This is a genomic window from Acetobacter nitrogenifigens DSM 23921 = NBRC 105050, from assembly GCF_000429165.1.
In the GTDB taxonomy this organism is placed as follows: domain Bacteria; phylum Pseudomonadota; class Alphaproteobacteria; order Acetobacterales; family Acetobacteraceae; genus Acetobacter; species Acetobacter nitrogenifigens.
Genome location: NZ_AUBI01000036.1, coordinates 1 through 11,968, shown reverse-complemented (window position 1 = coordinate 11,968; position 11,968 = coordinate 1). Strand labels below are relative to the sequence as shown.

Sequence of the window (11,968 nt, the reverse complement as noted above, 5' to 3'; positions counted from 1 at the left end):
GCCAGTCAGGTTGAGGCCGGCGCCAGACGCTACAGTCGTAGCACCCGTATAAGTATTATCGCCTGCAAGGGTTTCTGTTCCCCCGGAAACCACCACGCCGCCCGAACCGGACGCGACGCCTGAGTAGGTATTGCCAAACGCGCTGTTAGCGTTCGTCAAGATCAGCGTATTGCCGCCCAGGGAGATTGCCCCGCTCCCGTCCAGAGACTTTATCGAAGAAGAACCCGACGTAACGCCCGAGATGTCGAACGCGGCATTGTCATGCACGCCGCTGGACTGAGCCAGTGAACCCACACCCGACAACGCCAGCCTCCCGCCGCTGATCGTCGTCGCGCCCGTGTAGGTAATTTGGTCGGTATTCGAGCCATTGATCGTTGTCGTGCCAGTCCCCATTTGCGTCAGACCGCCGCTTCCGGAAATCGCCTGGCTTATGGCAAAATTACTGCTATAATCAATCGACAATATGCCATTATCTACGATAGTCGGATTTCTAAAAGTATTTTGCTGAGAACTACCATTCCCCAACTGCAAAGTTCCGGCGTCAATGTAGGTTACTCCACCATAATTACTATCGCCTGTCAGTATCAACGTCCCGAGCCCGATCTGGTGAAGATCACCGTTTCCGGAAATAGATTGAGATACTGTATACGTGTCGCTTCTATCAAAATACAGATGGCCATCGTTTACGATAGAAGAAGAGTTGGAAATACTTCCCGTTGTTCCACCATCACCAATCTGCAATGTCGCTGGCGCAGATTTGACGCTTCCATCGAGCGCCGTTGTTCCGGTAATTGTCGTTGTTCCGGTATAGGTGTTGGATCCGGAAAGAATCATTGTGTCCGTTCCGTCCTGCACCAGATTTCCACTTCCGGTAATATCGCCAGTCAGGTTGAGCGGCGTGCCCGTGCTGGAATGGTCGAACACCAGCGTACCGTTATTGGTGATGATGTCTCCATCGAGAAAGCCAGTCGTCCCGCCATTTCCCAGTTGGAGCGTTCCACCTTGATTGATATTTACAGATGTAGCTTTAACAGTTGTAGTTCCATCAAGAACTAACGTTCCACCGTCAACATTGGTTATAAGGTTACTGCTTAGATTTGAAAGTGGATTTGAAATAACCCATGTCCCATCGCCCGTCTTGGTAAGGGCGCCAAATTCTCGGACCGTGCTTTGCAGCGTATCTTCACCCGAATCACCGGTCAAAATCAACGAGGCGGCATCGCCGCCTCCCTGTAGATTTCCGTTGATGGTCGAGCCGTTATACAATGTAACAATGTTCGCTTTGTTCGTTCCCAGAGTTATATTTCCATTAATCACTCCGCCTGTTTCGTTTGTAAAATCAACGACGCTCGATGCAGAATTTCCCAAAATAACGGGGCTCGATCCAGTTATGTCAGCAGACCCATCACCTCCTGCGGTAATGGTTCCGTAATTCTCTATCGTATTAGTCGCAGACGCATTGGCGCCAGTTCCCTGAAACCATATCGCCGCGCTACGATTGGTTTCAATAAGTCCGTAATTTATAATCGTGTTGCCGCCGCCGCGAGGATTAAGTGCTTCGGCATTAAAAACCGCCCCTGCATTCGCGGATTTATCCGCATTGAATCCAGTGTAAATGGCTCCATTTTTTCCAATAACAACCGTAGTATCAGAATCAAATTGGATGGTGTCAGATCCTGTTCCACCTGGATTATTCGTCGACAATTCCGTGCTTGTGATAGTTCCATTAATGGTTATCAGGTTATTTTGTGCGCTTGTGCCAGAATTCAGGCTAATTGCGGTACCTGTCGTGTTAATAACGCTGCCCTCCGCAAGGGTGACGTTATGGATGCTCTCCGAAGAATCGGCCCCGCCATAACCTATAACTGACGAAGCGCTATTTGAGGTGACGGCTAACGTTCCAGTCAGGTTGACCGACGTATAGGTGTCACCAGTTCCTCCAATCAGAGGCGAACTGGAATTGCCTGCCCCCGTATAACTAGAGCAGGTTAACGTCTGGCCCGTTGAATTCAGTGTACATCCAGTTGGGTAGGTGGCCGCGCGCGCAAGTTCGCCGCCGCACAGAGGAATGAGAAAAGTTGTCAAAAAACACGACGATTTCAGGACAAAAAATTTACCGCCATTCCTCATCTTCGCACCCAAAATTAACCGTTAATTAACCTAACCGGAGTCTTGCAGATGCGGCAATATTGAAATATCAAAAACAAGATAGGAGGCGGATTTTGATCTGAAGTGCGACACTGGAGATAACCTCCGGTTATTTTGGACAAGGAGTCCAGAGATTGACCTTGGACTGTAGCCACCTGACGTTATGAGCCGGCGGGTGATCGCCCTTATGAAGGATCAGAAACACAGGATTCGCAGGATTACGCGGCTTCTGGGCCGTCGTTATAGCGGGTGATGTCACGTTAACTTTGAGCTGTGCAACACTGGTCCGATGAACACGAGGTCAGTGAGTTACAAACGACATCGTTTTCCGCGCGAAGTGATCGCGCATGCGATGTGGCTGTATTTTCGCTTTCCGTTGAGCTTTCGACTGATCGAGGAGATGTCGCTGGAGCCTGAAATTTGGCTCGGCAGTTGCCCGCACCTTGGGTCGCAAGGCTGCCAGCCTAGGGACATCTGGCATCTTGATGAAGTCCGGATCGTGATCCAGGACTAGCCGCACTGGCTGTGGCGGGCGGTCGATCAGGACGGCTAGTCCTCGACGAAATCCTGCAGACCCGCCGCAATACGAAGGCTGCAAGGCGTCTGCTGACCAGACCTCTGAAGAAACGGGGCATACACTCGAGACCGATGATCACGGACAAGCTGAAATCTTACGGAGCCGCCGGACGAAAGCTCGGCCTGTCGGTCCGACATCTGTCTCACAAGGGGCTGAACACCCGCGCCGAAAACAGCTATCTGCCCTTTCGAAAGCGCGAGCGGATCATGCAAAAATTCCGGACCCCAGGCGGATGCCAGCGTTTCGTCTCAGTCTTCTTCGCTGTCCGTAATCTCTTCGTCCCACCCGCCGCCACTGCCACGGCTCTTTCCCGTCATATCCATCGGGTCAGGGCTCTCGCTCAATGGAACAACGCGACCGCTCTCGTCGGCTGACAATCCCGGATTCGGCCTTCAGCCTTCTAACGTTAACGTGACAGCACCCCTCACTATCCTCATCAATAAGGCCTCCTTCTCAGCGGCAGAAAAACTTACTGCCGAAATCCAGGATAACCGCGCCGGGGTGATACTCGGTGATTGGTCGGCCGGGGGCTGGTTGCGGACATGCGATGGAAGATTCACTATTAAACTCACCCTATTCAAAGGGTAATTTAAGATTGCCTGACTGGGCACACTTTCGGCACGGTTGGCTGAATGAGGTGTCCGGCGTAACTTTAAATATTTTTCTTGGCCTGAGACCTTATGACGGCCAGAAACTGCATAAATCTTATCTTCATACAGGTCTTCGAAAAGCAGTGGGTAGGTAATTATTCGCCGTTTTCATTAACTATATTTTCCCACAGGAGATACCTGACGCGATCCGATCTCACGTCCGCCCTCAGAAACACTCCCGATGTTTTTAAATGTTCGAGGTGAGGGGCGTAAACAGACGCAGCACCCGTAACACAGTCCCATGCGCTGGTGACGCCGCCCTCGTCCCCTGTCTGTTACCGATGTGCGAGTATGTATAGTGGAAGGGAGCCCGTTTAGGAGCATAGGTCCCATTCACCTGCACTCAACCCTGAACAGTTGCTTGGGACTTTTGATCCCGCACGACGTGGACAGGAACCCTCACCACGCCACAGCCAGTCATCGGCTGCGATCGTTCGCGCGAGCTCCCCGATCTCTGCGACCTTCCATCCGGCACGATGCAGCGCATTCCCAATACCCGCGACACCATCGCCGAATGGGCCGAAACGCTCACGCCCGAAAATCCCATGGTGTTCGAGGCCACCAGCGGCTGCGACAACCATCCTCATCGCCGTCGCACGTCAGCTTCTCATCATACTCAATGCAATGATCCAGGAAGGTCAGCCTTTGCAGATCACATGATCAACACAGTTGCCCATCAGGAAGTATCACCCTTAATCCGGAGCGGGATAAGACCTTGGAAATATAATCCTGTCCGCCGGCCCCGGCGCTTCCGGGGAGCCCTTCTTTCCACAGTCGGCCAAAGCCAGCAGCAGGCACCCCAGCAAAATCGGCGTGACCATGACCCGTTTCATGAGCCTTCTCCATCAAGGCGCGTCAACCATGCCGCCGCCTGCTGCCGCACATTGACGCCAGAGGTGCCGCCTTCGCTGGTGCGAGAAGCGATGGACGCCTCGACCGTCAGCACCGAGAACACATCCTCGGTGATCTGCGGATCAACTTCCTGCATCGCCGAAAGCGGCAGATCGGACAGATCCACGCCGTCAGCCTCCGCCCGTGCGACGATCCTCCCGGTGACATGATGCGCCGTGCGGAAAGGCAGTTTCAGAACCCGGACCAGCCAGTCAGCAAGATCGGTGGCGGTCGAAAAGCCTGAGCCCGCGAACTGGCGCATCCGACCCGCGTCCGCCAGAAGATCCCGGATCATGCCGTCGCATGCGGCCAGCGTCAGCGTGATCGCCTCGGTCGCCTCGAACACCGGAACTTTGTCTTCCTGCATGTCCTTGGCGTAGGCCAGCGGCAGGCCCTTCATCACCGTCAGCAGGGAGATGAGCGAGCCCGCGACCCGCCCGACCTTCGCCCGCGCCAGTTCCGCTGCATCGGGATTGCGCTTCTGCGGCATGATGGAGGAACCGGTGGTGAAGGCGTCGGACAGGCGGATGAAGCCGAACGGCGCCGAGCACCAGATGACGATCTCCTCCGCCAGCCGCGACAGATGCATGGCCATGATGGACAGCGCCGAAAGGTATTCGAGCGCGAAGTCGCGATCCGACACGGCGTCGAGGGAGTTTGCGGTCGGCCTGTCGAAGCCGAGCGTGGCGGCTGTCATGCGACGGTCGATGGGAAAGGACGTCCCGGCCAGAGCGGCCGAGCCGAGGGGACATTCGTTCAGGCGCTTGCGTGCGTCAGCCAGTCGTCCGGCGTCGCGCGAGAGCATCTCGACATAGGCGAGCAGATGGTGGCCGAAGGTGACGGGTTGCGCGGTTTGCAGATGCGTGAAGCCCGGCATGGCCGTGTCAGCGTATTCCAGCGCGCGCGTGGCTAAGGAGCGCATCAGCGACGCCGTCTGGCCGGACACGCCGTCGATCGCGTCGCGCACCCACAGGCGGAAATCGGTGGCCACCTGATCGTTTCGCGAACGCGCGGTGTGCAGGCGCTTGCCCGCCTCTCCGATACGCTCGCTCAGCCGCGCCTCGATGTTCATGTGAATGTCTTCAAGGGCCTCATCGAAGGAGAACGTTTCGGCCTCGATTTCCTTCGCGATGCCGTCCAGGCCGTCGCGGATAGCGGCCTCGTCCTCGGCGGAGATGACGCCGACCTTGGCCAGCATGGCGGCATGGGCCAACGATCCGGCGATGTCCTGACGCCACAGGGCCTTGTCAAAACTGATCGAGGCGTTGATTTCGCGCATGATCGCGGATGGTCCGCTTGCGAAACGGCCGCCCCATTGGACGTTGGCGCCGCCGCCTGTCTGTCCCGTCGGCCCCTTGCCCGCCACGCTCCGCTCCGTCATGCTCGCCTCATGCCTGATAGTCTTTCACGATGCCTTTTTCGTCCGGATACGCGCCTTGCACGGCGCATGCTCCTGATCGCGGGCGGCAGCCTAATCGCAGGCGCTATCGGGCGCAAACCGGCGTTCGCTGAAGACGATGCCGCCAACGGCACGCCGGTCGCGCCCGACAGGCTTACGGCGCACCCGCCGAAACCCATGCCTGCGCTCTCCTTCGCGGATGCGGGCGGGGCTGTTCACACGCTTGCGGATTATGTCGGCAAGCCGGTCATTCTTCATCTCTGGGCGACATGGTGCCCTCCCTGCGTGACGGAACTGCCCACTCTGGCGCGTCTTGCGCCGCAGCTTGAAAGGGACGGCGTCGTCGTTCTCGCCGTGTCGCTTGATCGCAGTGGCGCAGCGAAAGTGGCGCCGTTTCTGGCGCGTATCGGCGTGACGACGCTGCCGCCTTACTACGATCCGACAGCGGCTACGGCGAAGGCGCTGGACGAGGAAGCATTGCCGGTCACTGTCCTCATCGATCGACAGGGACGTGAAGTAGCGCGCCGATCGGGGCCAGTCCTGTGGGAGGCTCCGGGGGCGGAAGAGGCGTTGCGCCGCCTGTTGGGCTGAGTCCGCGCGCCGTCACGCTTCCGGCGGTGTGCTGTTCGCGCCTTCCCACTCCTGCCGAAGCATCGCCATCATCACGGTGTCCCAGCGTTCCCCGTCGATAAGCACCGAAGATCGACGGACGCCTTCTTTTACGAAATTCTGTCTGGCGTAAGCGCGTATCGCCGCGACGTTCCAACTGTACACGTTCAGTTCGACACGTTCGATCTGAGGGTGGGAAAACGCCCGGGCGACGACCTCCCGAACCATATGACTCGCCAATCCCCTACCCCGTTCGCTTGGCGCAATCGCCACGCGACACAGCCTCGCCACCCCGTTTGGCCAGTCAAAGGCAAGTTGAGCGTGGCCTATCGTCTTTCCAGCCTCATCCTCAACCATCCAGCACAGGGCTTTCGCCGCCGAATGATCGACTTCGACCATCATTGGAGCCAGTTGCGACTTGTCGAGTGGATGAAGCAATCCAGGACCACCCCATTGGGTGACCTCTTTCTGGCTTTGAAACCAGCCGGACAACGTAGCGAAATGCTCATCGGCGAATGGAACCAGACTCAATGCGTAGACCTGCTTGTTTGGTGTAGAAGGCATCAGATATCCTGTCATACGCGCCATTCGGGGGCGAATATCTTCGCCCGCCCCCGATATCCCCGCCTATTTTGCGAAGCATTTTCTAAGTGAGCAAAGAATTTCATGGAAGAATGGAATATAAAATTTCTGCCCGATACGTGGATCGCTCTGCACGGTATGCCTGTAAACTACTCGCTACAGGTTCAATGCGGGTACAGGATACCAACTTTGATGAACTCACTCGCCTGCCGTCGCTCAACAATTCTGTATTTGCTTTATTCCTTTACCGAAGTTTCCCCCTATGCTCACGCAAGTAAGCCTTCTGCTGCGAGTTCAAGGCTTTGTGAAGACGTGCATCAGGTGAAACACCGAGCACGGCATAGCCACCCGCTCCAAGCTTCTCAGACAGCAACATTGCTCCATCATCTGAAAAAGAAATAAGATGATTGTCGAAAGCCGCATCGAGCGTAGCAATTAATAAGAGACCGTTGTCAGGATCCAAGCGTTCAGTATCGCTGGCAATCGCCCAGGGCTTTATGTGAGAGGCCCGCAGCAATTCAAGAACTGGCACACCCGTTACAGCACATTTACTGCTCCAACGTTCAATAATCCCCTCGCGAAAAATGCCCTGCCCTATGCGCGCTTTTATTAAAGCTTGCCTCTGAGTCGGGGTAAGTAGCGGTGAGTTATTGATATCCTCAATATCTGAACTCACTGTACCCTCATATGCTTCCTTCTCACTCACAACATCCAAGAATTTATCAAAGGCCAAAAGAGTGTCGAAATTCACATAAAAACCCACGTAACTACCAGATCCATTTTTCTCTTCGAATTTTCTGAAATCGGCATTTTTTATTTCCTTATCGAGAAGGATGCCATTTATTTTTACTTGACAAAGATCCTTGTAAGTAGCGCGATCCACAACAAGAAAGGTATGATTTCTCTTTATACTGGCAATATAAATATATCGCCCTCCAATTTTATATTCATCTGCATAAATCCAAGAATCATAAGCACGATTATAGCCCTTTTCAAGCAAATGATTTTGCACTTCCTCTCTTGTCAACATCTAACTCTCACTCACACTGAAATATTATTCTAAAGCAATAGACTGTTTTTTAAATCTCAACAATCTTTCTTTGATTGCGTTTATCGTGACCTAGACTGATACCCAATTGATTCGATGGGAAAATCTGATTCAGGCTCTGCAACAAGACTGGAGGTGAGCGATTTTTTTGGCTGACGGACGGACAAATGGAGCATCTGCGGCCCTTTTTCTTAAATAGCCATGATAGAGCCCGCGTTGATGATTGCCGGTAAGCGTTCGGATGTCACGCAATCATATCTAATTTGAGGGAAAGCGATTTACGGACACAATCTGCTCGTTCGAGACTCAGCCTATCGGCTGGTCTCGCCAGCACCATCGACGATCAGCTTCGGCATGGAGATCGTATCGGTCGGCCTGGGGGAAGAGGAAGGTCCGTTATTGAGCGCCAATCGCAGCATGTCGCCGTCGTTATTCCCGCTTCCGCGGTGATCGATTCTGGCGCGGCATCCGTCACTGGGAAGACTGTCTTGCGCTTTAAACGACGTGTGATGCATCTTAGAATTATGGCTTTCAAAAGTGCTCCGCCCACCGAGATCATCCCCGCTAGCCCGGAGGAGATCCTGCTGACCCTCCCCCGCCGAAAGATACCTGGCGTGCTCCTTCATCAGGGGGAAATGATGAGGAATTACGCCTCGGGTGCCGTTGGGGCCGCAGACGTTGGTCTGCAACTGCCCACCGGGAGTGGCAAAACGCTAGTCGGCCTAATGATAGCCGAATGGAGACGCCGCAAGTTTCGAGAACGGATCGTTTACCTCTGCCCAACCCGACAACTCGTCAATCAGGTAGTCGAGCAGGCGCGGGACCAATATGGGCTCACCGTACTCGGTTTTACGGGACCCAAGTCCGATTACTCAGCACTAGCCAAGGCGCAATACCAGAACGCGGACCACGTTGCCGTCACAACGTACAGTTCGCTCTTCAACACTCATCCGTTCTTCTCAAATCCCGATGTTATTATCGTTGACGACGCGCACGCGGCTGAAAACTACATCGCTGAGACATGGACGCTCCGGGTGCAACGGACCGATCCCCAGCATCGGACCCTTTTTCAGGCAATGTGTGCGGTTCTGGACGGCCTCCTTAGTCCCCTCGATCGGTCGCGTCTGGCAGGCCGGTGGGATGCTAGCCCAGATGACCGAAAATGGGTCGAGAAACTGCCGACCCCCGACTTTGCGCTCGTGGCAGACGAGTTAGCAGCGGTCATTGACGCTCACGCTCAGGACCTTAGCATCCGGTTCGTATGGTCGCTTCTGCGTGGACACCTTCGTGCTTGCCACCTTTATCTGTCGGCGACAGAAATCATGATCCGGCCAATCGTGCCACCAACTTGGCAGCACACTCCATTCAACGGCGCACGACAGCGCATCTATATGTCCGCAACTCTCGGAGCGGGTGGAGACCTCGAGCGATTGGTTGGCAGGTTTCCGATCAAACGGTTGCCCGTGCCGGAAGGATGGAACCGACAAGGTATTGGTCGCCGCTTCTTCATCTTCCCCGAGAATTTTCTGCAAGCCGAGGAAGTCCCGACAATCCGGACTGAGTTGATGAAGCGGGCGGGCCGAAGCTTGGTCATTGTGCCCCGAGACCAGCTTGCCGAGGAAGTGACCACTGGGGTCATTGAGACGCTTGGCTATCCGGTATTCGATGCCCATGCGCTCGAGGAGTCAAAAGCGGCGTTCGTAGGCTGCGAGAAAGCCGTTGCAGTTGTCGCCAACCGTTATGACGGCATTGACTTCCCGGGAGACGATTGCCGTCTCTTATTTGTCGAAGACCTGCCGAAAGCAGCCAATCTCCAAGAGCGTTTTGTTATGGACCGGATGGGGGCCCGGCAGCTCTATGACGACCGTGTCCAGACGCGCGTCCTTCAAGCGATTGGGCGGTGTACGCGTTCTCTACAGGATTACTCGGCGGTGGTAATTTCCGGTGAGGAGCTTCCAGCCTATCTCGCCGATCGCAGCCAGCGCGCCCACTTACACCCCGAGTTGCAGGCTGAACTTGCGTTTGGAATCCACCAATCGACGGCCACAACCATTACTGAGGTGGTAGAGAACTTCGACATGTTCATCTCCAATGGGGAGGAATGGGCGCACGCTAACAACCAGATCCTTGCGGCCCGATCTAAAGCGACCCAGATGCCGTTCCCTGCGCTTGGCGATCTGGAAGGCATCGTCCACCACGAGATCCGATACCAGACCCTGCTCTGGCAAAACGATCATGAGACCGCTCTCGCAGCGGCAGAGAGCGTCCTCGGCGGCCTCACGGACCCAAACCTGCGCGGCTATCGTGCCTGGTGGCACTATCTCGCTGGCAGTGCAGCGTGGCTGGGATCTAAGGATGGAGTACCTGCCTTGGAGGCCAAGGCTCGGGGCCATTTCGCCCAAGCAAAAAAGGCAGCGACGGACGTTCCATGGCTAGCCCGTCTCACACGTTTTGAAGCTCCGGCCCAGGAATCTGAGGCAGATGTGCGGCTTGCCGCTATGGAGCAGGTGGAGCGCATTGAAAACGTTTTAACCGGTCTCGGCACGCTTCATGATCGCGCCTTTAGTACCCGCGAAAAAGAGATTTTGGAGGGGCTCGCGGGCGCTAGTGCCTTTGAGCCAGCCCATGTGCTTTTAGGGCGGACTCTTGGCGATATTGCGGACAAACGAGAGACTGACGCATCACCCGATCCATGGTGGTTGTCAGGTTCGACATGCTTTGTGTTCGAAGACCATGCCGGGGCGACGAACGATCTGTTGGACGCAACGAAAGCGCGCCAAGTGGCTACCCATCCTAACTGGGTCCGCAAAAATGTTCCGCTTCCGGCAGAAGCGACAGTCACGCCAGTCTTGGTAACCCCAGTTACCTCAATGAGGAGTGGCGCTGCACCTCATCTCAACGAGGTGCTTCTATGGCCGCTTGATGAGTTCCGGGCATGGGCGACGCAAGCGCTCCAAGTTTTGCGAGATCTCCGCCGAACTTTCACCGCAGCTGGCGACCTCGCGTGGCGAGCGGAAGCGGCCCGTAGATTGGATGAGGCCGACATCAGCGCATCTGCCCTGCACGCGCGCCTTCAACGCCAGATCGCCAGCCAAGCGCTGACGGAGGTACCTTAGCGATAGCTTCTTGAAAGTGCACTGATCGGGAGGCTAGCGGCCTTCTACCGGATACGCACATATGGGGTGCTCGGTTTTCCTTCGGCCCGCAGCGGCAATAGGAGTTTGCCGCCCGTCATGTCTGCTACGTGGAGAGCAATCTGGGCAGGTGCATACCCGAGATGCCAACGACTGCTGCCCGTTTGCTGCCATTCGTTGAACAGAGAGGCTGTTTAGGGCGGGAACGCCGCCAGTCGACTATCGATGAGAAGTAATCGAAAGCTGCCTTTCGCAGTGCTCAGGCTTTTGACGGCTATCGACCAAACACCATCATTCCTCTCTGTGCCCCGCCGGTCTGCTCAAAAGGTATCCGGCGCCTCCATCGCGACCGTAGAGAAATGATAGTCAAGCTTGTCGACGAAACGAACCGCGGACGCGGTTTCGTCGAAAGCGAACAGTGCAGGCTCGAAAATGCAGAGATTTCGGCCCGTGCCCACCGAACTGCGATAGGAAATCGCATCAAACCCTCGTCGGATCAATACGTCGGCCAGAAGTTGGGTGGCGGCGTAGATGTGGCGCTCCTCCGGGATGATCGGCTGGCTGAGCAGCGAATCAATATGATAGATGAGTGCAAACTCATCTAGGGTCTGTTAGGTCTTGAGATGATCTGCTGTTGCAGCGATGCAGATGACAGCCATGAAGGACGTAGCGGTTTTCTCATACCGCGTGGCGACTGCTCTCCACTCCTTGAGGCGTGCCCACAGGTTTTCCACCAGATGTCGGTGCCGATAGGCCCATTTCGGGCAGGCTACTTGCGGTTCGTTGCGTTTTGTCGGGATGACCGGGCGTGAACCCCTGTCCCATAAGGCCTCTCGAAACTGGTTCGAGGCATAGCCCCGATCGCAGACGACGTAGCGCGGGGCGTGCGGCAATGCGTCAAGGAGGGCCATGGCCGAGGGAAGTTCATGG

Annotated in this window: 10 protein-coding genes and 1 pseudogene; 4 read left to right on the top strand and 7 right to left on the bottom strand. The window is 55.6% G+C overall.

What is annotated here, in order from left to right:
- Window positions 1-2,085 (bottom strand): beta strand repeat-containing protein (locus G442_RS25415; RefSeq protein WP_211229180.1); only part of this gene is annotated, 2,085 nt, incomplete at its 3' end.
- Window positions 2,086-2,473: 388 nt separating this feature from the next.
- Here G442_RS25415 and G442_RS25990 point away from each other — a divergent pair.
- Together G442_RS25990 and G442_RS26625 are read left to right on the top strand one after the other, a co-directional pair.
- Window positions 2,474-3,099: pseudogene (locus G442_RS25990) on the top strand (IS6 family transposase); the annotation flags it as partial.
- Between the two features lie 37 nt (window positions 3,100-3,136).
- Complete coding sequence (locus tag G442_RS26625; RefSeq protein WP_161628406.1) at window positions 3,137-3,313, top strand: S41 family peptidase; 177 nt, start codon at window positions 3,137-3,139, stop codon at window positions 3,311-3,313.
- 754 nt (window positions 3,314-4,067) lie between these two features.
- Here the strand turns inward: G442_RS26625 and G442_RS25815 are convergent.
- Window positions 4,068-4,208, bottom strand: a complete 141-nt coding sequence (locus G442_RS25815; protein WP_169720801.1) for a hypothetical protein — start codon at window positions 4,206-4,208, stop codon at window positions 4,068-4,070.
- Window positions 4,205-5,647, bottom strand: coding sequence for an argininosuccinate lyase (gene argH / locus G442_RS0118455; RefSeq protein WP_051292543.1), 1,443 nt, complete (start codon window positions 5,645-5,647; stop codon window positions 4,205-4,207). The genes G442_RS25815 and argH overlap by 4 nt, the downstream gene beginning before the upstream one ends.
- 9 nt (window positions 5,648-5,656) lie before the next feature.
- On the opposite strand from argH, the gene G442_RS0118450 reads away from it, so the two are divergent.
- On the top strand, window positions 5,657-6,256 hold the full coding sequence (locus tag G442_RS0118450) for a TlpA disulfide reductase family protein (protein WP_084440722.1): 600 nt from the start codon (window positions 5,657-5,659) through the stop codon (window positions 6,254-6,256).
- Window positions 6,257-6,268: 12 nt separating this feature from the next.
- On the opposite strand, the gene G442_RS0118445 is transcribed toward G442_RS0118450, so the two are convergent.
- On the bottom strand, window positions 6,269-6,838 hold the full coding sequence (locus G442_RS0118445) for a GNAT family N-acetyltransferase (protein WP_026399145.1): 570 nt from the start codon (window positions 6,836-6,838) through the stop codon (window positions 6,269-6,271).
- A gap of 262 nt (window positions 6,839-7,100) precedes the next feature.
- Window positions 7,101-7,883, bottom strand: a complete 783-nt coding sequence (locus tag G442_RS24155; RefSeq protein ID WP_211229177.1) for an HNH endonuclease — start codon at window positions 7,881-7,883, stop codon at window positions 7,101-7,103.
- A gap of 545 nt (window positions 7,884-8,428) precedes the next feature.
- On the opposite strand from G442_RS24155, the gene G442_RS0118430 reads away from it, so the two are divergent.
- On the top strand, window positions 8,429-11,020 hold the full coding sequence (locus tag G442_RS0118430) for a DEAD/DEAH box helicase (protein ID WP_026399143.1): 2,592 nt from the start codon (window positions 8,429-8,431) through the stop codon (window positions 11,018-11,020).
- A gap of 338 nt (window positions 11,021-11,358) precedes the next feature.
- Here G442_RS0118430 and G442_RS26620 read toward each other — a convergent pair whose 3' ends face one another.
- Together G442_RS26620 and G442_RS0118420 are read right to left on the bottom strand one after the other, a co-directional pair.
- Window positions 11,359-11,571, bottom strand: a complete 213-nt coding sequence (locus tag G442_RS26620) for an RES domain-containing protein (RefSeq protein ID WP_408734940.1) — start codon at window positions 11,569-11,571, stop codon at window positions 11,359-11,361.
- A gap of 78 nt (window positions 11,572-11,649) precedes the next feature.
- On the bottom strand, window positions 11,650-11,968 hold a 319-nt coding region (locus G442_RS0118420), incomplete at its 5' end, for an IS5/IS1182 family transposase (protein ID WP_026399142.1).

Excerpts from the sequence above, each read along its gene's own strand:
- G442_RS25815 (WP_169720801.1), bottom strand. The coding sequence starts at position 4,208 with ATGAAACGGGTCATGGTCACGCCGATTTTGCTGGGGTGCCTGCTGCTG.
- argH (WP_051292543.1), bottom strand. The coding sequence starts at position 5,647 with ATGACGGAGCGGAGCGTGGCGGGCAAGGGGCCGACGGGACAGACAGGC.
- G442_RS0118450 (WP_084440722.1), top strand. The coding sequence starts at position 5,657 with ATGCCTGATAGTCTTTCACGATGCCTTTTTCGTCCGGATACGCGCCTT.
- G442_RS0118445 (WP_026399145.1), bottom strand. The coding sequence starts at position 6,838 with ATGCCTTCTACACCAAACAAGCAGGTCTACGCATTGAGTCTGGTTCCA.
- G442_RS0118430 (WP_026399143.1), top strand. The coding sequence starts at position 8,429 with ATGGCTTTCAAAAGTGCTCCGCCCACCGAGATCATCCCCGCTAGCCCG.